At 72.0% G+C, this 22307-nt stretch carries 18 protein-coding genes; 6 read left to right on the forward strand and 12 right to left on the reverse strand.

All coding sequences use genetic code 11. The annotated features are described in order from the left end of the window. Positions 1-8: 8 nt before the first annotated feature. From ABT004_RS06020 to ABT004_RS06045, 6 genes are all read right to left on the reverse strand, one after another. Entirely contained in the window at positions 9-596 is a 588-nt protein-coding gene (locus tag ABT004_RS06020; RefSeq protein WP_351331695.1) for a GNAT family N-acetyltransferase, read from the reverse strand. Positions 597-666: 70 nt separating this feature from the next. Next, positions 667-2775, reverse strand: a complete 2109-nt coding sequence (locus ABT004_RS06025; RefSeq protein WP_351331697.1) for an MMPL family transporter — start codon at positions 2773-2775, stop codon at positions 667-669. 134 nt (positions 2776-2909) lie between these two features. Further along, a complete protein-coding gene (locus ABT004_RS06030) occupies positions 2910-3392 on the reverse strand; it encodes a MarR family winged helix-turn-helix transcriptional regulator (protein WP_351331699.1) in 483 nt (160 codons plus the stop codon). 49 nt (positions 3393-3441) lie between these two features. Then, entirely contained in the window at positions 3442-4068 is a 627-nt protein-coding gene (locus ABT004_RS06035; protein WP_351331701.1) for a DUF1266 domain-containing protein, read from the reverse strand. A 50-nt stretch (positions 4069-4118) separates the two neighbouring features. Next, a complete protein-coding gene (locus ABT004_RS06040; RefSeq protein ID WP_351331703.1) occupies positions 4119-5414 on the reverse strand; it encodes a helix-turn-helix domain-containing protein in 1296 nt (431 codons plus the stop codon). A gap of 232 nt (positions 5415-5646) precedes the next feature. Beyond that, positions 5647-7281, reverse strand: a complete 1635-nt coding sequence (locus ABT004_RS06045; RefSeq protein WP_351331705.1) for an acyl-CoA dehydrogenase family protein — start codon at positions 7279-7281, stop codon at positions 5647-5649. A 90-nt stretch (positions 7282-7371) separates the two neighbouring features. Between ABT004_RS06045 and ABT004_RS06050 the strand changes: the two genes are divergently transcribed. Continuing rightward, positions 7372-8529 carry a YihY/virulence factor BrkB family protein gene (locus ABT004_RS06050; protein ID WP_351331706.1) on the forward strand — a complete coding sequence of 386 codons (1158 nt, stop codon included), beginning with the start codon at positions 7372-7374 and terminating at the stop codon, positions 8527-8529. Between the two features lie 37 nt (positions 8530-8566). Here the strand turns inward: ABT004_RS06050 and ABT004_RS06055 are convergent, their stop codons facing one another. Continuing rightward, a complete protein-coding gene (locus ABT004_RS06055; RefSeq protein ID WP_351331708.1) occupies positions 8567-9430 on the reverse strand; it encodes an NmrA family NAD(P)-binding protein in 864 nt (287 codons plus the stop codon). A gap of 80 nt (positions 9431-9510) precedes the next feature. On the opposite strand from ABT004_RS06055, the gene ABT004_RS06060 reads away from it, so the two are divergent. The 3 genes from ABT004_RS06060 to ABT004_RS06070 all read left to right on the forward strand — a co-directional run bounded on the left by ABT004_RS06060 (position 9511) and on the right by ABT004_RS06070 (position 12001). Then, positions 9511-10443 (forward strand): AraC family transcriptional regulator, encoded by a 933-nt coding sequence (locus tag ABT004_RS06060; protein ID WP_351331710.1) that lies wholly within the window; start codon positions 9511-9513, stop codon positions 10441-10443. Between the two features lie 212 nt (positions 10444-10655). After that, the gene (locus tag ABT004_RS06065; protein WP_351331712.1) at positions 10656-11309 is read left to right on the forward strand and encodes a DUF4389 domain-containing protein; all 654 of its coding nucleotides are present in this window, start codon (positions 10656-10658) and stop codon (positions 11307-11309) included. A gap of 23 nt (positions 11310-11332) precedes the next feature. Further along, complete coding sequence (locus ABT004_RS06070; protein ID WP_351331714.1) at positions 11333-12001, forward strand: ThuA domain-containing protein; 669 nt, start codon at positions 11333-11335, stop codon at positions 11999-12001. Here ABT004_RS06070 and mmuM read toward each other — a convergent pair. Together mmuM and ABT004_RS06080 are read right to left on the reverse strand one after the other, a co-directional pair. Then, positions 11998-12897: a homocysteine S-methyltransferase gene (mmuM, locus tag ABT004_RS06075; RefSeq protein WP_351331716.1), complete on the reverse strand. Its 900-nt coding sequence runs from the start codon at positions 12895-12897 to the stop codon at positions 11998-12000. The two genes, ABT004_RS06070 and mmuM, sit on opposite strands and share 4 nt — an antisense overlap. Positions 12898-12935: 38 nt before the next feature. Continuing rightward, positions 12936-13901 carry an NADP-dependent oxidoreductase gene (locus tag ABT004_RS06080; protein ID WP_351331717.1) on the reverse strand — a complete coding sequence of 322 codons (966 nt, stop codon included), beginning with the start codon at positions 13899-13901 and terminating at the stop codon, positions 12936-12938. A 70-nt stretch (positions 13902-13971) separates the two neighbouring features. Between ABT004_RS06080 and ABT004_RS06085 the strand changes: the two genes are divergently transcribed. Next, positions 13972-14949 carry a GlxA family transcriptional regulator gene (locus tag ABT004_RS06085; RefSeq protein ID WP_351331719.1) on the forward strand — a complete coding sequence of 326 codons (978 nt, stop codon included), beginning with the start codon at positions 13972-13974 and terminating at the stop codon, positions 14947-14949. A 71-nt stretch (positions 14950-15020) separates the two neighbouring features. On the opposite strand, the gene ABT004_RS06090 is transcribed toward ABT004_RS06085, so the two are convergent. Continuing rightward, a complete protein-coding gene (locus ABT004_RS06090; protein ID WP_351331721.1) occupies positions 15021-17066 on the reverse strand; it encodes an NAD(+) synthase in 2046 nt (681 codons plus the stop codon). Between the two features lie 368 nt (positions 17067-17434). Here ABT004_RS06090 and ABT004_RS06095 point away from each other — a divergent pair, with 368 nt between their 5' ends. Then, positions 17435-18079 carry a hypothetical protein gene (locus tag ABT004_RS06095; RefSeq protein ID WP_351331723.1) on the forward strand — a complete coding sequence of 215 codons (645 nt, stop codon included), beginning with the start codon at positions 17435-17437 and terminating at the stop codon, positions 18077-18079. 67 nt (positions 18080-18146) lie between these two features. On the opposite strand, the gene ABT004_RS06100 is transcribed toward ABT004_RS06095, so the two are convergent. Together ABT004_RS06100 and ABT004_RS06105 are read right to left on the reverse strand one after the other, a co-directional pair. Continuing rightward, entirely contained in the window at positions 18147-20963 is a 2817-nt protein-coding gene (locus ABT004_RS06100; protein ID WP_351331725.1) for a glycoside hydrolase family 2 TIM barrel-domain containing protein, read from the reverse strand. A 14-nt stretch (positions 20964-20977) separates the two neighbouring features. Next, positions 20978-22228 carry an ROK family transcriptional regulator gene (locus tag ABT004_RS06105; RefSeq protein WP_351331727.1) on the reverse strand — a complete coding sequence of 417 codons (1251 nt, stop codon included), beginning with the start codon at positions 22226-22228 and terminating at the stop codon, positions 20978-20980. Between the last annotated feature and the right edge of the window lie 79 nt (positions 22229-22307).

The following is a 22307-nucleotide window of genomic DNA, read 5'->3' on the forward strand; positions in this document are numbered from 1 at the left end:
GGACACACTCAGGCGGCGGGAAAAGCCCCCGGCCACGGGCCCGCGGTCGGAAGGTCCTGCTCCTCCTCGGTCGCCGTGTGGAACAGCTTGAAACCGCGCCGCTGATAGTTCGCCATCGCGTGCTCACCGTCCTTGCTGCACGTGTGCAGCCACACCCGCTTCGTGGGCGCCCGGTCCGGCCACCGTTCGGCCAGGTCCCACGCGCGCGCGACCGCGTACGAGAGGAGGTGGCCGCCGATCCGCCGCCCGCGGAACGCCGGGATCAGGCCGAAATAGACGACCTCCACGACGCCGTCGTCCTGCGCGTCCAGCTCCACGTACCCGGCGGGCGTGCCCTTCTCGTACGCGACCCAGGTCTCGCCACCCGGACGCGACAGCTGCTCCTGCCACTGCGCGTAGGTCCAGCCGAGCCGGTCCAGCCAGCGGATGTCGCTGCCCACGGACGCGTACAGGAAGCGGCTGAACTCCGGGGAGGGGATCTCGGCGCGCACGACGCGCACGTCGTCGCCCTCCGGTGGGGTCGCAGGGCGCAGGTCGCCGGGAGCGGTCTGCTCCAGCGACCACGTGGTGACGGTGAGGGTGTTGCTGCTGCTCATGCGGCTCATCGGATCACGGCCGACGCGCTGTGGCCAAGGGTGTTCAGGATGCGGGAAGGTCCCGCGCGGATCAGTCCGTGCGTCGGTCCGTGCGTCGGTCCGTGCGACGGCCGAGGCGCCCGGGCCACCAGGACCTCGGGCCGATGTCCCTGACCAGCGCGGGGACGAGCAGCGAGCGGACGACCAGGGTGTCGAGCAGGACGCCGAAGGCCACGATGAACGCGATCTGCACCAGGAAGGCGAGCGGGATCACGCCGAGCGCGGCGAACGTCGCGGCCAGCACGACACCGGCCGACGTGATCACGCCGCCCGTCGCGACGAGCGCCCGCAGGATCCCGTCCCGCGCCCCGTGCTTCAGGGACTCCTCACGGGCTCGCGACATCAGGAAGATGTTGTAGTCCACGCCGAGCGCGACCAGGAACACGAACCCGTACAGCGGCACGGACGCGTCGGTGCCGCTGAAGCCGAACACGTGCTCAAAGACGAGCGCCGAAATGCCCAGCGTCGCAACGAAGTTGAGGGCCACCGTCGCCACCAGGATCAGCGGCATCATCAGGGACCGCAGCAGCCCGATGAGGATCACCAGGATGATGGCGAGGACCACGGGAACGATCAGCGTGCGGTCGCGTTCGGCGGTGTGCTGGGTGTCGTACTGCTGCGCGGTGTAGCCGCCGACCAGGACGTCGGCGCCGTCGATGGAGTGCAGCGCCGTACGGAGTCGGCCGATCGCCTCCTTGGCCGCGTCGCTGTCGGCCGGGTCCTTCAGCGTCACGTCGACGCGGATCCTGCCGTCCACGACGCGGGCGGGACCGCCGCCCGGCCGGCCCTGCTCGGTGAGGACCGCCGCGCTCGCGACGCCGTCGACCTTCTCGGCCCGCGAGACGACCGCGTCCCGCTGCCCCGCGTCCGCGATCACCACGGCCGGGTTCCCGGAGCCGCCGGGGAAGTGCTCGGCCAGCGTCGCCTGCGCGGCGACCGAGGGCGCGTCGTTGACGAAGATCTCGTCGAGCGGCACGCCCTTGGAGTCGAGGGTGGGAGCGAAGGCCGCGCACGCCAGCAGCCCGACGAGGGCGATCGCCCAGATCTTGCGCGGCGCCCGCTCCACCGCCCGCGCGACGCGCCGCCACACACCGTGCCCCGCGCCCGACCCGTCGTCGGTCCGCACCTTCGCGGGCCAGTACGCGGCGCCGCCGAGCAGCACCAGGGCGGCCGGGAGGAACGTGAGGGTGCTCAGGACGGCGCAGACGATGCCGATGGCGCCGACCGGGCCGAGCGCCCGGTTGTTGGTGAGGTCGCTCAGCAGCAGGGCGAGCAGGCCGAGGGCGACCGTGGCGGCGCTGGCCACGATGGCCCCGGAGGAGCGGCGCAGCGCGGCCCGCATCGCGGTGAACCGGTGGGCGCCCGTGGCGAGTTCCTCGCGGTAACGGGCGGTGAGCAGCAGCGCGTAGTCGGTCGCGGCGCCGATGACGAGGATCGACAGGATGCCCTGCACCTGTCCGTCGACCCGTACGACGTCGTGGTCGGCGAGGGCGTAGACGACGGCGCAGGCGGTGCCCAGGGCGAGCACCGCCCCGATGATGATCACGAAGGGGAGCAGCACGCTGCGGTAGACCAGGATCAGGATCACCAGGACCGCCACCAGCGCGACCGACAGGAGCAGCCCGTCGATCCCGGCGAAGGCGCCGGTCAGGTCGGCCTGGCTCGCCGCGGGGCCCGCGACGGCGACCGTCGTACCCGGCACCTTCGACGCCGCGGAGTCGATCTCGTCGAGCGTCGGGGCGAGTTCGTGCCCCAGGTCGGGGCGGAGCTGCACGACCCCCTGGAGGGCCTCGCGGTCGTCCGACGGCACGGCGGGCGACACCTGCCCCACGATGCCGGGCTCGCCCTTCAGCGCGGCCAACGCGCGGGTGGCGGCGGCCTGTTGGTCATCGGCTATGCGGCCGCCGCCGTCGGCGGTCCACAAGACGATCGCCGGGAGCGTCTCGTCCTCGCTGAAGGCGCGCTGCGCGTCGATCACTTGGGTGGACTCCGCACCCTGCGGCAGGAAGGCCGCCTGGTCGTTCGTGGCGACCTCGCCGAGCTTTCCGGCGTACGGACCGAACATGCCGCCGATGGCGAGCCAGCCGAAGAGCAGGACGATCGGCACGAGCCAGCGGGCGCGTCGGTGGGTGCGGGGCATGGTTCTCCCAAGGAAGGCGGCCTGACAACCTCAATCAGAAAGTATCTCGATGATTGAGTTAACTGGGATGGTGGCATACGCCGTATCTTCCGCCTCGCCCGGCCTCGCGGATGCGGTCGGCCGCGAAAGGGGCCCTAAGTGCGGGGGCTCTCCACGGCGGCGAGCTCGTGATTGAGCGATCCCAGGAACCGCACCACCACGTCCAGTTCCCCCGCGCTGAAGTCGCCGCGCACCCGGTCGGTGGCCTCCGCGAGCGGCCCGAAGTACTTGCGTGCCCGCGCCTGCGCCCCCGGCACGTACTGCAGGTGCACCACCCGCCGGTCCCGGCTCTCCCGCACCCGCCGCAGATGGCCCGCGCGTTCGAGCCGGTCCACGCAGGCACTCACCGCGCCGGACGTCAGCCCGAGACGGCGGCGCAGCACGCTCGGGGTGACGGGTTCCGTGGAGTCCAGGACGACGGCGAGCGCCTGTACGTCCGTGGGGTGCAGGTCCTGGCCGGTGGCGAAGCCGTGCACCACCCGCGTGAGCTCTCCGTTGAGGCGGCGCAGCTCCACCGCGAGACGCCGCAGGTCCGACGGTGCGGCCCCTTCGTCGGCTTCCTCGGCCCGTCCACCCACGCCCACCACGGCATTCCCTCCGCTCGATCCTGTACGAGGGTGCGTCAGCTTACTCGGGCCGCAGGTCGGGGCGGCGGATGACGTCCAGCGGCGCCCGGAGCCACGGGCTCTTGCGGTTCGCCGGGTCGAGCAGCGACTTCACGTGCGCGTCCGCGACGTCCTGCGGGGCGAGCAGCGACTCGGAGGCCGTCCCCCGTGCGCCTTCGCGCCAGACCGAGAGGCCGAGGAGGTAGTGGTCGGCGTACTCCTGCCACGTGTTGTACGTGCCCGCGACCCGCGGCACCACGTTCTTCAGCAGGTTCCACGCGTCCGCCTCGGAGAGCAGCCCGGCGGCGAAGCCGCACCGCGCGATGTCCGCGTACAGGGCGATGTCCCAGGCCAGCGGCTCCACGCCGAGCCGGGCGCGGGCCTGCTCCCGAAAGCCCGACCGCGCCAGCGCGCCGAGCCGCGCGAGCAGCTCGTCCCGCGTGCCGGACTCCCACTGCCCGGCCAGCCGGCGCCGCGCCTTGTCGTCGTCGAGGCGGGTGAACGGGTAGAGCGTGGTGCGGGAGGCGTCCTTGTCCGGGCGCACGGGTGCGCTCAGGGACACCATCCAGAGCTGGTGCAGCGTGAGGGGCGTGCGGTAGCGCCGTTTCGCCCTGGGTCTGATGCGCGGGATGCGTTCGAACAAGGACATGGCGCCGGAGCGTACCGAACCTGCCGCCGCCGCACCCACGGGGCTCTCGTTCAATGTGCGGGGCTCGAACAGGTCCGGGCCGCCGCCACCGCCGGGGCGACCGAGTGCGGGAGGAGGTCCCGTGAGTCGTCCGGGAGGAGGACGTCCACGGTCGCGTCGTCCGCGAAGCGGTAGGGGCGGTGGGCGAGGAGGGCGCCGAGGTAGCGGCGGACGCGGGACATCTCGGCGCGCACCGTCACCGTACGGGTCCCGTCGCCGAACAGGTCGTCGGCCAGCGCGGAGGCGCTGCGTCCCGCCGGGTGCAGCGCCAGGACGAGGAGCAACTCGGCGTGCCGCGGGCTCAGTTCGTGGGTCCAGGTGGCCGCGGCCCCGGACACCTCGAGGGACCAGCGGCGCGGGCGGGACACGTCGAGCGCGATATGGGTCGAGTCGAGCGGCCGGGGCTCCTCGTCCAGCATCAGGAGCCAGCCCCCGGGCAGCGGTGTCACTCCGCAGGACCCGAGCGCCGGGACCCAGCAGCCGCCCTCCGCAAGGGACTTGGGGAGCGCCACCCGGTCCACCGGCGGCATCCCGGTGACCGCCGCCGTCCAGCCGAACCGGTCGACCGCGAGCGCCCGCCCGTTCATCCGCGAGAGGACCGGCGCGGCGACCGAACGCAGCCGCTCCAGGCTCCCCAGCAACTGTTCGCGCAGCCGGGCCTCGGCGAGCTGCGCCACCGAGTGCACCCACGACAGCGTCGCCGGATGCAGCGTGTCCATCGGCCCGCTGACGTCCACGACCCCGAGGACCCGGCCGTCGCGCGGATCCGTCACTGGGGCGCCCGTGCAGATCCACGGGTGCTGCGACTGCACGAAGTGCTCGGCGGAGAAGACCTGCACGGGACGGCGGGCCACCAGCGGCGTCCCGATCCCGTTCGTGCCGACGACGTCCTCCGCCCAGTGCGCGCCCAGTTGGAAGCCCAGTCTGTCGGCCATGCGCAGCACACCGGGGTGCCCCTCGCGCCACAGGATCCGGCCCTCGGCGTCGCTGATCACCATGATGTGCTGCGCCGCGTCGGCCACCGTCACCAGCGCCTCGCGCAGCATCGGCAGGAGTGGGAGGAGCGGCGAAGCCTGCCGCTTCGACTCCAGCTCCTCCGTGGTGAGCAGGCCCAACCGGACGTCGTGGTCGGGGTCGACGCCGTCCCGCAGCATCCGCTGCCAGGAGTCGCCGATCACCGGTCGCGGACGCATCCGCGGCCGCAGCCCCGAGAGCGTGGCGTCGCGCACCCCCTTGAGGAGGCGGGACGAGTGCGCCACATCCATGGCGGACAACCGTGCGAGGTCGATCGTCGAGTCCTTGTTCATGGGGAGAACCTCGGTTTGGGGGAGTTGCGTCCATCCTGCACTGAGAAACCGCACAGGCGTGGGCCTTCCCGAGGAACGTTGCAACCCCCTGCAACCCTGGTGAACATCCGTGCGGAGTTTGAAGATGGGAGCAACGCCGCAGCGATGCGGCGTTCGAGCTCCTTCAGGGGTTCTGATGAGCGGGGATGGTGCCGTGTCGGCGCAGCACCATCCCCGCGTCAGTGCCGGGCGGTCACACCTGCGGACGCGCCCGCTCCGTCAGCGCCGCCAGGTCCAGCGTGTGCGGCAGCGTTCCGAACCCCGCGCCCCTGTCGCCCCCGAACCGCGCCGCGCAGAACGCGTCCGACACGTCGTCGGGTCCGTACCGCGCGAGCAGCGAGCCCTGCAGCACCAGCGCGATCCGCTCCACGATCCGCCGCGCCCGCGCCTCGATGCCGTCCAGGTCGCCGAGTTCGGTCAGCAGACCCTTCACCGCCGCGTCGAGCCGGTGATCCGCGCCGCGCGCCTTGCCGACCTCGATCAGGAACGCGTTGAGCGCCTGCGGCTCCCGCTGCAACGCCCGCAGGACGTCCAGGGCCTGCACGTTCCCCGCGCCTTCCCAGATCGAGTTCAGCGGTGACTCGCGCAGCAGCCTCGGCATGCCGGATTCCTCCACGTACCCGTTGCCGCCGAGGCATTCGAGGGCCTCCGTCACCAGCGGCGTACAGCGCTTCGTCACCCAGTACTTGGCCGCGGGCACCGCGATCCGCAGGAAGGCCCGCTCCTGCTCGCCCCCGTCGTCGTACGCCGCCGCGAGCCGTAGCGCGAGCGTCGTCGCGGCCTCCGACTCCAGCGCCAGATCCGCCGTGACGTTGCTCATCAGCGGCTGGTCGGCCAGCTTCGCGCCGAACGCCTCGCGGTGCGCGCAGTGGTGGGTCGCCTGCGCCACGGCCTGCCGCATCAGGGCCGCGGAGCCGAGCACGCAGTCGAGCCGGGTCGCCGACACCATCTCGATGATGGTGCGCACCCCGCGCCCCTCCTCGCCGACCCGGCGCGCCCACGTCCCGTCGAACTCGACCTCGGCCGACGCGTTGGACCGGTTGCCCAGCTTGTCCTTCAGACGCTGGAGGGCGAACGCGTTGCGTGTCCCGTCCCCGAGGACGCGCGGCACGAGGAAACAGGTGAGCCCCGCACCGGCCTGAGCCAGGACCAGGAAACCGTCCGACATCGGCGCGCTGCAGAACCACTTGTGGCCGGTGAGCGCGTACGTCCCGGCCTCGGACAGCGGTAGGGCCCGCGTCGTATTGGCCCGTACGTCGCTGCCGCCCTGCTTCTCCGTCATCGCCATGCCGAAGAGCGCCCCGGCCTTCTGCCCCGCGGGGCGCAGCCCGGAGTCGTAGACCGTGGACGTCAGCAGGGGCTCCCACGCGGCGGCGAGCTCCGGCTCCGCGCGCAGCGCCGGCACCGCCGCGTGCGTCATCGACAGTGGGCACAGGTGCCCCGCCTCCACCTGGGACCACACCAGGAACGCGGCGGCGCGCCGCAGATGACCGCCCGGCCGCGTCCACGCCGACGTCAGCCCCGCCGACACGCCCTTGCCCAGGAGCCGGTGCCACGCCGGATGGAACTCCACCTCGTCGATCCGGTGGCCGTACCGGTCGTGGGTGCGAAGGCGCGGTGGGTTCTCGTTCGCGATCCTGCCCCACTCCTGGGCCTGCGCCGACCCGGCGGTGCGACCGAGAAGTGTGAGGTCCGCGAGGGTCTCGTCCAGAAGTCCCGGGTCCAGATGCCGCGTCAGACCCTGCGTGAGGGCCCGGTCCGCGGAGAACACGTCGTATCCGACGAGCGGAGGAACCTGGTTGGTGACGGTATGCGTGCTGCCTGCCATGTCTGCCGAACCTACCCGCGCCACCGCAAACCCCACCACAGGCCGGGCCTGACGTCGGACGCCGTCCCTCCCGGCGGATACCGTTGAGGGGTGCAGCCAGCAAGCGGATCCCCCGAAACGCCGTCCGGACGTCTTCACCGGGCGCGTGTCCTCTATCACAACGTCTCGAAACGGAAGACGGCCTGGCTGCTCCTCAAGGACACCGTCAACTCGTGCATGGAGTACCGCATCCTGGGCCTCGCGGCCGAGGCGGCGTTCTTCACCCTCCTGTCGGTCCCGCCGCTGCTGCTGTCCATGGTGGGACTGCTCGCGTACGTCGACACGTGGACCGGCGCCGACACCATCGCGGGTGTCCGCGACAACATCCTGGAGGCCTCCCGCACGGTCCTCACCGACCAGGGCGTGAAGGAGATCGCAGAACCGATCCTGGACGACGTCATCAAGGGCGGCAGGCCCGACGTCATCTCCATCGGCTTCCTGCTCTCGCTGTGGTCGGGCTCGCGCGCGGTGTCGACGTTCGTGGACACGGTGACCGTGATGTACGGCCTCGACGGCGTACGCGGCATCGTGAAGACGCGGCTGCTCGCCTTCCTGCTCTTCCTGGTGGGGCTCGTCGTCGGCGCGATAGCGCTGCCGCTGATGATCGCGGGCCCGGACGCGGTGATCGGCCTCGTGCCCTGGTCCCAGTCGCTCGTGGAGATCTTCTACTGGCCCGTGGTCCTCGTCCTGTCCATCGCGTTCCTCACGACGCTGTACCACGTGTCCGTGCCGGTGCGTTCGCCGTGGATCGAGGACGTGCCGGGCGCCCTCGTGGCGCTCGCGATGTGGATCCCCGGCAGCTTCCTGCTGCGCCTCTACCTCACCAACACCATTGAGGGCCCGACCATTTACGGCTCCCTCGCCGCGCCGGTCGCCGTGCTGCTGTGGATCGGCGTCTCGGCGTTCGCGGTGCTCGTCGGCGCCGCGGTGAACGCCGCGATCGACCGGGTGTGGCCTTCGGTCGCGACGGGCGCGGCGCGCGCCGCGAACGAGCGCGTCCGCACCGCGGCCGCCGCCGAACAGCTGGCACGGGCGGCCGCCCTCGACCACCCGGACGACGACGAGGAGTTGGAGGACGGCGACGACCCCGGCATGCCGTCCGAGTTCCCGGAGCGCTGGTCGAAGTTCCTGCCCCCGGAGGACGTCACGTCCCGCCTGCGCACCCACGCCCGCAAGAACGGTGACGGATCGACGGACGAGGAGGACTGACCGGGGCCCGCCGGCCCGGTCGCCCCGTCGGCCCCGGCTACTTCCAGGCGCCGGCCGCCGCCTCCCGCTCCGCGAACTCCCGGAACGTGCCCGGCCCGCGCCCGAGCACCCGCCGCACGTCACCGGTGACCGAGGCGTTCCGCCCGTCCAGGAGCGTCCCGAACAGGTCCACCAGGAACGCCACTTCCTCCTCCGGCACCCCGAACCCGCCCAGCGCGGTCCCGTACTCCCGCACAGGGACCGGGACATAGCGCTTCTCGGTCCCAGTGGCCGCCGCGACGGCCGCGAGCGCCTCGCCCCACGTCAGCAGCGCGGGCCCGGTGAGATCCAGGACCTCGCCCGCGTACCGCTCCGACGGCTCGCGCAGCACCGCCACCGCGACCTCCGCGATGTCCCTCGCGTCGATGAACGGCTCGCGCAACTCCTCCGGTGCGGCGAACGCCAGTTCCCCGCCGCGCACCTGGTCCGCGAGCGGCCCCTCGCTGAAGTTCTGCTGGAACCAGGCGCACCGCAGCACGGTCCACCGCGCCCCCGCCCCCCGCAGCGCCTCCTCGGCGGGCAGCGCCTGGTCCTCGCCGCGCGCCGACAGCAGCACGAGCCGCTGCACTCCGAGCTCCACCGCCCGCCGCGCCAGCGTGCCCACCAGGTCCGCGGCGTCCGGCGCCCCGATGTCCGTGGGGAACGCCAGATACGCTCCGTCGGCGCCGCGCAGCGCCTCGTCCCAGGTGCCTGGCTCCTCCCAGTCGAACCGCACCGCGCCCGACCGGGAGGCCGCCCGCACGCTCAGCCCGGCGGCGCGCGCCGCGTCGGCGACCCGGCGCCCCGTACGACCGGTGGCCCCGGTCACCAGCACCGTCCGTGTGTTCCGCTCCGTCTGTGTGTTGCGCTCGGTCTGTGTCATGCATCCACTCAACTGCCGTGCGCCGCCCACCGACATCGCCGAGCCGCTCACCGCCATACGCGTCCGTCTACGCTGCCCCCATGGACGTACTCGCAGGGCTCCTCGAAGGGCCGAGGGCGCGCGGGGCCTTCATGATCCGGGCCTGCTTCGAGCCGCCGTGGGCCGTGCGGATCGCCGACGAGGCGCCGCTCTCCGTGATGATCGTGGTGGAGGGCGAGGCGTGGATCGTGCCGGAGGGCGACGACGGCAAGCCCCGCCACATCCGCCCCGGCGACATCGCCGTCGCCCGCGGCCCGGCCCCGTACGTCTGCTGCGACGACCCGGCCACCGAGCCGCGCGCCGAGATCGGCCCCGGTCAGGAGTGTCGCCCGCTGGGGCCGGCAAACATCGGCCGCTACAAGGATTTCGGCGTACGGGAGTGGGGTGAGGGCCCCGACGCCCCGGCGAAGATGCTCATCGGCACGTACCAGCTGCGCGGCGAGCTGACGGGGCGTCTTCTCGACGCGCTACCGGACCTCCTCGTCCTGCCCACCGACGTGTGGCGGTGCCCGTTCACCCCGCTGCTCGCCGAGGAGATCGTGCGCGACGAGCCGGGCCAGGACGTCGTCCTCGACCGCCTCCTCGACCTGCTGCTCATCGCCTCGTTGCGCGCCTGGTTCTCCCGGCCCGAGGCCGATGCGCCCGCGTGGTACCGGGCGATGGGCGACCCGGTCGTGGGCAGCGCGCTGCGCCTGATCCAGAACGATCCCGCCCACCCGTGGACGGTCGTCGGGCTCGCGGAACGGGCCGGGGTCTCGCGGGCCGCGCTCGCGCGCCGCTTCACGGAACTCGTGGGTGAGCCCCCGATGGCGTACCTCACGGGCTGGCGCCTCGCGCTCGCCGCGGATCTGTTGCGTGAGGGTGGGGCGACGGTTGCGGCGATTGCGCGGCGGGTCGGGTACGGCAGTGCGTTTGCGCTGTCCGCGGCGTTCAAGCGGGAGTACGGGGTGAGTCCGCAGGAGTACCGGTCGTGAAGCTCGTCGGGTGCCCACGTCACGGGGCTCCGCCCCGGACCCCGCGCCTCAAACGCCGGCGGGGCTGGAAAAGCCTGCTCAATCGCCGCAGGGGCTTGGTGTATCGGCGGCGGGGCTGGAAAGTCTGCTCAAGCGCCGCAGGGGCTTGAGGTGTCGAAACGGAGAGTGTTCGTCTTCTTGCGGGTGGGCCGGAACCGCCGTACACGAGGCATATGGCCGATAACGAGACCCTCGTAGCGACCGCGCAGCCCGCGAGCCCGGTCACTCTGGAAGCCGATTACGATCCCGCCGTCTCCCGCTGGCTGTGGCTGGTGAAGTGGCTGCTCGCGCTGCCGCACTACCTCGTCCTCGCCCTGCTGTTCGTGGGCTCGGGCCTCGCCACCCTCGTCGCCCTGTTCGCGATCCTGTTCACGGCCCGCTACCCGCGGCTCCTCTTCGACTTCAACGTCGGCGTGCTGCGCTGGGCCTGGCGCGTCGGCTACTACTCGTACGGAACCCTCGGCACCGACCGCTACCCGCCGTTCACCCTCGGCCCCGCGCCCGACTACCCGGCCCGCCTCGACGTCGCCTACCCCGAGCGGCTCTCGCGTGGCCTGGTCCTGGTCAAGTGGTGGCTGCTGGTGCTGCCGCAGTGGCTGATCGTGTCGCTGCTCGTGGGCGGCTCCGGCACGACGGGCGGCGTCGCGGGTGTGCTCACGTTCTACGCCGCCGTCGCCGTCCTGTTCACCGGTACGTACCCGCGCGGCATGTACGACCTCAACATCGGCCTGCACCGCTGGGCGGCGCGCGTGGCCGCGTACGGCGGGCTGATGACGGACACGTACCCGCCGTTCCGCCTCGACCAGGGAGAGCGCGAGCCCTACTAGGCCCTGGGCCATAGCATCCGGGCATGCCCGTCGCGACGCTCGTGTACAGCCGCACCGCGGATTACCGCCACGACTCCATCCCGGGCGCCGTCCGGGCCCTGCGCACACTCGGCTTCGACGTGCGGCACACCGAGGACCCGGCCGCGTTCGAGCGCGCGCTCGACACCCGCCCGGACGCGGTCGTCTTCCTCTCCACCAGCGGTGACGTCCTCACCCCCGCCGGGCGCGAACGGCTCGCGGCGTACGTGGACGGAGGCGGCGGCTTCGTCGGCGTGCACGCGGCCGCCTGCACCGAATACGGGTGGCCGTACTACGGGGACCTGCTCGCGGCGCGCTTCGACCGGCACCCCGCGTACCAGCCGGGCCGCGTCCGGGTCGCCGACCACGACCACCCGGCGACCCAACACCTGCCGAACCACTGGGAGTTCACCGACGAGTGGTACGACTTCCGCTCCGACCCGCGCGAGGATCCGACCGTGCGGGTCCTCGCGTACGCCGACGAATCCTCGTACGAGGGGGCGACCATGGGCGGTGACCACCCGCTGGTGTGGTGCAGGGATCCCGTGGCACCGGGACCGGGCCGGATGTTCTACACCTCCCTCGGCCACGCCACCGAGGCCTACGACGACCCGGCCTTCCGGACCCATCTGGCCGGGGCGGTGCGCTGGGCGGCCCGCGAGGGAAGCCTTTAGGCGTCCAGCGCCGCCGCGATCCCCGCCACGGCCCCCGGCCCCACCCGGCAGCAGCCACCGATCAGTTGGGCCCCGGCGTCCCGCCACGCGGTCACCTGATCCGGAGCGAACGTGGCCCGCCCCGCCCACGCGCGCGCATCGGCGTCCCACTCCTCGCCGCTGTTCGGGTAGACGACGACGGGCTTCCCGGTGACACGGGCGGCGAGCCGCACAGCCGCCTCCACGTCCCGCGGAGCACAGCAGTTGACGCCGACCGCGACGACCTCCTCGGCATCGGCAGCCACCTCGAAAGCCTCCTCCAGCGGCTGCCCGGCGCGCGTACGAACCCCGTCCACGCTGTACGACAGCCAGGCCGGCACCCCGAGCCCGCGCACCGCCCGCACCAGCGCCCGCGCCTCGTCCGCGTCGGGCACGGTCTCCAGGGCGAACACATCCGGCGCCGCCCCGGCGAGCACCTCAAGGCGTGGCCGGTGGAACGCGTACAACTCCTCCTCGCTCAGCCCGTACCGCCCCCGGTACTCCGACCCGTCGGCGAGCATCGCCCCGTACGGCCCGGCGGACGCGGCCACCCACAGCGGCCGCCCGAAACCGGCGGCCGCCTCGCGCGCCAACTCCACGCTCGACGCCATGAGTTCGGCGGCCCGCACCCGCCCGATACCACGCCGCGCGAACCCCTCGAAGGTGGCCTGGTAGCTCGCCGTGATGGCGACATCCGCGCCCGCCTCGTAATACGCCCGATGCGCCGCGACGATCGCCCCCGGCTCCTCGGCGAGCAGCCGGGCCGACCACAGCTCGTCGCCCAGATCGTGCCCGGCGGCCTCCAACTGATTGGACAGCCCGCCGTCGAGGACGATCGTGCCCCGGGCGGCGGCGCGGGTGAAGGAGTTGCTGATCATACGGTCGACGCTAGCCGAACCGCACCCGACCGGGCCGCCTACCGCACCGTGAGCACCAGCTTCCCCGTCACCCGCCCCGTGTCACCCTCTGCGTGCGCCTTGGCGGCCTCGGCCAGCGGATAGGTGTCGGCCACGTGCACCGCGAGCTTGCCCGACGTGACGAGTTCGGAGACCGCCCGCATGCCCGCCTGGTCGTACTCGACGAGCATGGCGATGGCCCGCACACCCAACTCGCGGGCCCGCGCGGTCACTTCGTCGAAGTTCCCGGGCAGCAGCGAAACGAGCACGCCGCCCGGCTTCAGCACGTCCAGTGACCGCAGCCGGTCCTCGCCGCCCAGGGTGTCGAGCACGACGTCGATGTCACGCACCTCGGCCGCGACGTCAGTGGTGCGGTAGTCGATGACCTCGTCGGCGCCCAGGCCCCGTACGAACTCGTGCTTGGCGGCGGAGGCCGTCCCGATGACGTACGCGCCGTGCGCCTTGGCGATCTGCACCGCCACATGCCCCACGCCACCGGCCGCGGCGTGGATCAACACCCGCTGCCCCGGCTCCACTTGGGCGACGTCGACGAGCGCCTGCCAGGCGGTGAGTCCGACGAGCGGCAGCGCGCCCGCCTCGACATGGCCGAGCCCCTCGGGCTTCGGCACGAAGGCGCGGGCGGGCCCGGCCACGTACTCGGCGTGCGAACCGGCCCCGTACGGATACGGCAGCATGCCGAACACCTCGTCGCCCGGCTTGAACACGGCGACGCCGAGGCCGACCGCCTCGACGACCCCGGACACGTCCCAGCCGAGCACGAACGGCGGCTTGCCGAGGAAGAGCCCGGAGTCGCGGTGCTTGTAGTCGGTGGGGTTGAGGCCCGCCGCGTGCACGGCGACCACGATCTGTCCGATGCCCGGCTTCGGTCGCGGAAGCTCGACCTCGTGGAGCACCTCGGGCGCCCCGAGGGTGTCCTGGCTGATGGCCTTCATGGTGGTGGTCACGGTGGTGTTGTCGTCGCTCATGAGTCCAGCCTGCGCCCACGGGCCCGAGACGGGCAATGGCAAGATGGTCATCCAGCGATAGAATCGTGCCATGAGCGTTCCAGAGTCCCCCGTTCCCCACCGCGTGGTCGTGCTCGCGCTCGACGGCGTCTACCCCTTCGAGCTCGGCATCCCGAAGCGGGTCTTCGGCTCGGCGGACGCGGCCTACGAGGTCGTGACCTGCGCCGCGACATCGACCCGCACGGTACGTACGGACGCCGACTTCACGATCACCGTCGCGCACGGCCCGGAGGCGCTGGAGACAGCGGACACCGTGATCGTCCCGCCGTACGACATGGCGCGCATCGACGACCCGCTGCCCGCCGCGGAACGGGCCGCGCTCGCCCGCATCAGGCCCGGCGCCCGCACCGTCTCCATCTGCACGGGAGCGTTCGCGCTCGCCGAGGCCGGGATGCTCGACGGCCGGCGCGCCACCACCCACTGGGCGCTCGCGGACCGCTTCCGCCGGATGTTCCCGCACGTCGACCTCGACCCGGACGTGCTGTTCGTCGAGGACGGCGACGTACTGACGTCCGCGGGCGCGGCCTCCGGCCTCGACGTCTGCCTGCACCTGGTGCGCTCCGACCACGGCAGCGCCCTCGCCAACTTCGTGGCCAAGTGCTGCGTCGTCCCGCCGTGGCGCGAGGGCGGCCAGGCCCAGTACATCGAGCAGCCCGTGCCCGAGGAGGGCGACAGCGGCACCGCGCCCGCCCGCGCCTGGGCCCTGGAGCGCCTCGACCAGCCGCTCGCGCTGCGGGAGCTGGCCGACCACGCCCGGATGAGCCCGCGCACCTTCGCCCGCCGCTTCCAGGAGGAGACGGGCACGAGCCCCGGCCGCTGGCTGATCCGCCAGCGCGTGCACAGGGCCCGCCACCTCCTGGAATCCACGGACCTCCCGGTGGACCGCATCGCGGCCGAGGTCGGCTTCGCCACCGGAACGTCCCTGCGCCAGCACCTGCACGCCACCATCGGGGTCACCCCGCAGGCGTACCGCCGCACCTTCCGCGCGGGGCCGGTGGGAGCGGTGTGAGAGGGGGACTGTGACGCCAGACGACGGAAATATCGTCGTCAGGCGTCACAGTCCCAAGCACTCCTGAGGGCTCACGCCCCCTCCGGCCACTCCCACCGCTCCAGGTCCCTCAGCCACACCCGCGCGTTGCCGTCGGACGGGGCGCGCCAGTCGCCGCGCGGCGAGAGCGAACCGCCGGCCGACACCTTCGGGCCGTTCGGCATCGCGGACCGCTTGAACTGCGCGAACTGGAAGAAGCGGCGGCAGAAGTACTCCAGCCAGTGCTTGATCTCCGCGAGGTCGTACGCGCTGCGCTTGTCCTCAGGGAAGCCGGGCGGCCAGGCACCCGCCTCCACGTCGCGCCAGGCGTGCCACGCCAGGAACGCGATCTTCGAGGGCCGGAAGCCGTGTCGCAGCACGTAGTAGAGCGTGAAGTCGTGCAGCGCGTACGGGCCGATCTTCGACTCGGTGGACTGCAACTCCTCGCCGGGGACCAGCTCGGGGCTGATCTCCGTGTCGAGAATCGCGGTGAGGATCTTCCCGGCCTCGTCGCCGAACTGGTCGCTGCTGACGACCCAGCGGATGAGGTGCTGGATGAGCGTCTTGGGCACGCCGCCGTTGACGTTGTAGTGGCTCATCTGGTCGCCGACGCCGTACGTGCACCAGCCGAGCGCCAGCTCGGACAGGTCGCCGGTGCCGAGGACGATGCCGCCGCGCTGGTTGGCGAGGCGGAACAGGTAGTCGGTGCGCAGGCCCGCCTGGACGTTCTCGAAGGTGACGTCGTACGCAGGCTCGCCGTTCGCGAAGGGGTGGTCCATCTCGCCGAGCATCAGGCGGGCCGTGTCGGTGATGTCCAGTTCGGCGGCGGTGACGCCGAGGGACTTCATGAGCGCGTGCGCGTTGGACTTGGTGTGCTCGCCCGTCGCGAAGCCCGGCATCGTAAAGGCCAGGATGTCGGTGCGCGGGCGGCCCGCCCGGTCCATCGCGCGGGCCGCGACGATCAGGGCGTGCGTGGAGTCGAGGCCGCCGGAGACGCCGATGACGATCTTTGGGCCGCCGATCGCGCCGAGCCGCTGGACCAGGCCCGAGACCTGGATGTTGTACGCCTCGTAGCAGTCCTGGGCGAGACGCTCGGCGTCGGCGGGGACGAACGGGAAGCGCTCGACGCGGCGCTTGAGGCCGAGGTCGGTGCTCGTCGGCGGGTCCAGGTGGAAGTCCACGCGGCGGAAGTCACCGGTGCGCGCGGTGTGCGTGCGGCGGTTGTCGTCGAACGTGCCCATGCGCTGGCGCTCCTGGCGCAGCAGGTCGAGGTCGACGTCGGCGACCGCGTGCTGGTCACCGAGCGGGAAGCGGTCCGTCTCGGCGAGCAGCACCCCGTTCTCGAAGATCATGGTCTGCCCGTCCCAGGACAGGTCCGTGGTGGACTCTCCCGCTCCGGCCGCCGCGTACACGTAGGCGCTCAGACAGCGCGCCGACGCCGACCGGCACAGCAGCTTGCGGTCCTCGGCGCGGCCGACCGTGATGGGGCTGCCGGAGAGGTTCAGCAGGACGGTCGCGCCGGCGAGGGCCGCTTCCGCGCTGGGAGGCAGCGGAACCCACATGTCCTCGCAGATCTCCGCGTGCAGGACCAGTCCGGGTACGTCCTCGGCCGCGAAGAGCAGGTCCGTCCCGAAGGGGACCTCGCTGCCCCCGACCCGGATCGTGCCGCCGCGCTCGTCGTCGCCCGCCGCGATCTGGCGCTTCTCATAGAACTCCCGGTAGGTGGGGAGGTACGACTTGGGTGCCACGCCGAGGACCCGGCCGCGGTGCACGACGACCGCGCAGTTGTAGATGCGGTTGCGGTGCCGCAGGGGCGCGCCGACCACGAGGACCGGCAGCAGGTCCGCGGAGCCCTTGACGATGTCGGCGAGAGCCTGCTCCACCTCGTCGAGCACCGGGTCCTGGAGCACCAGGTCCTCGATGGAGTACCCGCACAGGCCCATCTCGGGGAAGAGCGCGACGGCGACCCCGTCCTCCGCGCAACGGCGGCCCTGGCGCAGGACGGCCTCCGCGTTGGTGCGCGGGTCGGCGATGGCGGCGTGGCCGGTGCACGCGGCGACCCGCGCGAAACCGTGACTGTAGATCGACCGAAAGTTCACCTGTCCATGATGTCAACCGGGGCGGGGCGGTGCGCGCCGGGGCCCGGCATTCACCGGCCAGGGCCGGTCCTGAGCCGCCACGGAGATCGGACGCCATCGCGGCTCCGGCACTGTGTGAGCGACTGTTGACGCGCCGCGGCGGCCAATGGGCGTACAGGAGAACGGATCCCGTCGAATACGGGCGGGCAGGGGAGGCCGACGGAAGGGCGTGAGGGAGCATTCGATGGGGCGGCATGGGCGGTCGGTGGCCGGAGGGGATCGGTGAAGTCTTGCGGGGGGCCTGATTCGGACAAGGGGCCGCGACCGGTTGACGACGGTGCCGCAGGCTCCGTGTTGCGGGGCGCGTGTCGGATTTTGACACTCGGCGCATGGGCCACCTGTGCGGTGCGGAGACGAAGAAGCACACGTCCTGTCGTCGTCGCGTGCGGCAGGACAAGGTGCGGTGCCATTTCCATGTGGGCGGGATTCGCTTCAACGGACGGCCGAACGCCGGGGCCGTGGACGCCGCCCACCGAGCTGGGGGCGTCGACGCGGGGGCAGCCCTGTGGGCCGACCTTCTCGACAAGGGAGCGGTCGACGTGATCGCGGCCCGCGCCGCCGAGTGCACGTCGGAGGCGACCTGGCGTGCCCTCGTCGGCGAACAGCGAAAGCCGGGCGGGTGTGATGAACTCGCCGCTGCGGCGCGCGAATTGCTCAAGTCGAGCACGCACGCGTATCTGCGCGACGGAGTGGCGGGCGCGGTCCGTCAATCTGGCGGGACGGATCTCATGGCGGCCTTCGCCGGCGAGCTCGTCCGACGTGTCTCGCTGCCGTTCGACAGCCAACTCGTGCTTGCCGCACGGGCGTTGCAGATCTGCGGAATCGTCACCTGTGCCCTGCGGGGGGTTGCTCCCGCGGACTGTGCCTGTCTGCGTGACATGGCCGTCGCGCTGACCGCGGCGGAGGTCGAGCCGATCATTGCGGCAGCGACGGACGACTGGCAGCGGCTGCCCGAGTGGAAAGGTCCTCGGTGACCTGCCCCGGCGGCCGTCGGGTCGGCCGGGGCGGCGATGGGACCGCCGTCCCGGCCGACATGGCCGGCTACCTCAACTGGCTGAAGGTGAACGTGAATGTGGTCGGTTCGGGTGTCAGTCGGTACTGGGGGAGGACGCCGGGGCCGCACGATTGCGTGCCGATGCCCTGTTGTGCGTGGTCGAGGTGGATCCACAGGGTGTCGCCGGGGGTCAGGTCGGTGCGGTGCGTGGCCGCGTCGAGCTGCTGCGTCGTCCAGCGGCGGGCCGTGAGCGCGTACTCGGGTTCGCCCTCGATGCGCAGGCCGCCGAGCTCCGCCCAGCGGACGCCGACCCGCGCCCCGTTCTCCTGCGGGCGCACGTACGGGGTGTGCAGGGCGTCAACGGTCGACTCCCAGCGGCCGAGCCGCGCCGCCTCGCGCGTGTCCGGGTAGGCCTCACCGGGGCCGCCGCCGAACCAGCGCACACTCAAGTCGCCGACGGGGAGCCCGAGTTGGATGCCGAGCCGGGGCAGTGGGAGTCGCCAGTCGCCCTCGGGTGTGACGGACACGGTGAGCCGTAGGCGCTCGTCGTCCGCCGTCCAGTGGTAGGTCGCCCGCAGGCTGATGTCCCGGCTCGCCGGGCCGACCCGCGTGCGGACCAGCAGTGAGTCGTCGTTCAACTCGACGCCGTCGACACGGTGTTGCATGCGGTGCAGGCCGAACGTCCGCCACAGCAGGCCGAGCCGCTCGTCGTTCTGCCAGCTCGCACCGTCGTCGTTGTCCGTCGGGGCGCGCCACACGTCGAGGCGGGGAGCGGAGGCGAGGGTGACGTGGCCGATGGTGCGGAGGTCCCCGGTGCGGGCGTCGAAGGTGGCGGGGCCGAGCGTCATCACACCGTCGGCCGACGAGGTGTGCCCTCCGAAAAATGTCGCAGTGTTACGTATAACTGCGACATTGTTCTGACCCCACACCACCTCCCGGCCGTCGCCGTCCAGCGCCCGGACCGTCCAGTACCCGTCGTCCCCGGCCGGAGCCGGCAGCTTCACGTCCGCGGACTCGCCGGGGGCGAGCGGGGGCACGGTGAGCGTGCCGCGCTGCACGGCCTCGCCCTCCACCTCGTACGCCCAGTCGAAAGCCAGGTGGGACAGGTCGCGGAAGTCGTAGCGGTTGGTGACGCGCACGGTTCCGGCGTCCCCGTCGACGGTGATCCGGACCGGCTCGATCACCTTCTTGAACTCGATGAGCCCCGGCGACGGCGTCCGGTCCGGGAACAGCAGCCCGTCGCAGACGAAGTTCCCGTCGTGCAGCTCCTCGCCGAAGTCACCGCCGTACGCGTACCCGTACCGCTCGTCGGCGATCCCGTGGTCGATCCACTCCCACACGAATGCGCCCTGCAGCCGGTCGTGCTTCTCGAACAGCCGCTGGTAGTCGGCGAGTCCGCCGGGACCGTTGCCCATGGCGTGCGCGTACTCGCACTGGATGAAGGGGAGCGCGCGGCGCCTCTCGGGTCCGCCGTCGAGACCCCGGCCGATCAGCTCGACCTCGGCATGGTCGGCGTACATGCGTGAATAGACGTCGGTGTCACGGCAGTTGATGTCGCCCTCGTAGTGGACGAGGCGCTCCGGGTCGCGCGCGTGGATCCATTCGGCCATGGCGGTGAGCCCGCGCCCGGTGCCGGCCTCATTGCCGAGCGACCACATCACGACGGACGGATGATTCTTGTCGCGCTCGACCATGCGGGCGGCGCGATCGAGCAGCGCCGGAGTCCAGCGCTCGTCATCGACCGGGTTGTCCCGCCAGCCCTGTTCGGCGAACCCGTGGGTCTCCAGGTCGCACTCGTCGATGACCCACAGCCCGTACTCGTCGCACAGGGCGAGGAAGGCCGGGTGCGGCGGGTAGTGGGAGGTGCGGACGGCGTTGATGTGGTGGGACTTCATCAACTCGACGTCGTGGCGCATGGTTTCGAGGTCGAGTGCGCGGCCGTGTTCGGGGTGCCACTCGTGTCGGTTGACGCCCTTGAAGAGGATCGGCGTGCCGTTGACCCTGATCAGCCCGTCGGACAGCTCCACCGTACGGAAGCCGATCCGCAGCGGCACCCGCTCACCGGCCGTCGCGAGTTCGCCGTCGTACAGGCGAGGAGTCTCGGCAGTCCACGGCTCGACGGCGACGGTCACCGACTCACCGGTGGTCACATCAACACCCAGCTCCGGCACGGTGATCCGCCCCGCCACGTCGCTGTCGACGCGGAGTGTCCCGCGACCGGTGGTGTGGTCGTACGAGGCGTGCGTGAAGAAGTCCCCGACGCCTCCGGCGGGGCGGTGCAGAAGGGTCACGTCGCGGAAGATGCCGGGCAGCCACCACTGGTCCTGGTCCTCCAGGTAGGAGCCCGCGGACCACTGGTGCACGCGGACCGCGAGCACGTTGCCGGTGGGGGCGAGGAGGTGGCCGACCTCGAACTCGTGCGGCAGCCGGCTCCCCTTGAACTCGCCGAGCTCCGTCCCGTTCAGCCACACCTTCGCGCAGGACTCGACCCCGTCGAAGCGGACCACGGCCGAGCCGTCGTCGGGCCAGTCGCCGGGCAGATCGAAGACGCGCAGGTGATCCCCGGTCGGGTTCTCGTCGGGAACGCGCGGCGGGTCGATGGGGAACGGGTACAGCACGTTCGTGTAGACGGGCGCCCCGTGCCCCTGCATCACCCAATGCCCGGGCACCCTGACGCCGCTCCACCTTTCGGCGTCGTACCCCGGCGAGACGAAGGACTCGTCGTACGCATCGGCCCGCGCCGCCAGCCGAAATCCCCAATCACCATTGAGAGACAACGAGTTGGCAGACGACTCGGCGTACCAGGCGCGGGGCGGGAGCGCCCCGTGGCCGGGAGAGGGGTCGGTTACGTAAGCGATGGACATGAGTCTCCTTAAAATCAAGCCCGTCTTTCGTACGAGAGCCCGCGGGGTCCGGGGCGGAGCCCCGCGGCGTCAACCCCGGCACGGCCCAACACGCCCTCCAGCGCAAACGTGGCCGCGCCCAAACTCACCGGATCCGTAGGAATGGGCGAAAGAACAATCTCCGCGGCAGCGAACGGCCCCGCGAGCGAACCCCGCGCCGCCGCCCCCCGAACCTCCTCCAGAAGGGGACCGCCAAGCGCCCCCGCGACCCAACTACTGAGCACCACAACCTCGGGATTGAGCAGATTGACGAGATCGGCGACCGCCGCACCGAGATACCGCGCGGTCTCCCGCACCACATCCAGCGCCGCGGCGGAGCCCTCCGCCGCGGCCCGCCCGATGGCAGAGATCGTGGCGGTCTGGTCGTCCGCGTGGAGGAGCGGCGAACCCGGGTGCAGCTCCCGCAAGTTGCGCATGATGCCGGGCGCCCCCACGTACGCCTCCACACACCCCCGGCCACCGCAGTGGCACGGCCGACCGTCGAGCACGAGCGTGGTGTGTCCCCACTCGCCCGCACTGTTGGTGACACCCCGATGCAGCTCCCCGCCGAGCGCGAGCCCCGCACCGACGCCCGTGCCGAGGTTGACGACGACCGCGTCGTCCCGCCCGCGCGCCGCCCCGAACCACAGCTCGGCGACGGTGGAGGCGCGCAGCGGATTGTCCAGGTACAGGGGTACGTCGAGATGCTCCGCCAGCAGCTCCCGCAGCGGCACCGCCCCGTGCCAGCCCCAGTTCGGGGCGTACACGCTGATGCCGCCCTGCCGGTCGACGAGCCCCGGCATGCAGACGCCGACGCCGAGCACGGGCCCGCCGGTGTCGGTGTCGGCGTCGAGCACGGACCGGACCGCGTCCGCGATCACGGCGACCACATGCCCGGGTTCGTGTGCGCCGGGCCGCAGTTGGCGGTCGGAGCAGGCGACGACGCGCAGGTTCAGGTCGAACAGCTCGGCGTGCACATACGTCTCCGCGACGTCCACGCCGACGAGCGAGCCGTGGCCCGCGTCGACGGAGACGAGGCCGCGCGGCCGCCCGCCCGCCGAGTCCACGAAACCGTCCGTGACCAGGATCCCCAGGTCGAGCAGCTCGCCGACGAGCGTGGCGACGGTCGCCGAGCTGAGGCCCGTCTCCGCGGCCAACTCCTGCCGGGAGACAGCGGGCCGGTCGAGGCAGCGGCGCAGCACCTCGTACCGGTTCGCCGTCCGTATGTCGCGGGACGTGCGCTTCATGCCGTCAGGCTAGGAGCGCCTGACGGACTTCGACAAGGGGTTGGAGAAAGGGCTTTACGAAGTCGCCCCACGTGCTACC

The sequence above is a fragment of the Streptomyces sp. NPDC002790 genome (genome assembly GCF_040295505.1).
Taxonomy (GTDB): Bacteria; Actinomycetota; Actinomycetes; order Streptomycetales; family Streptomycetaceae; genus Streptomyces.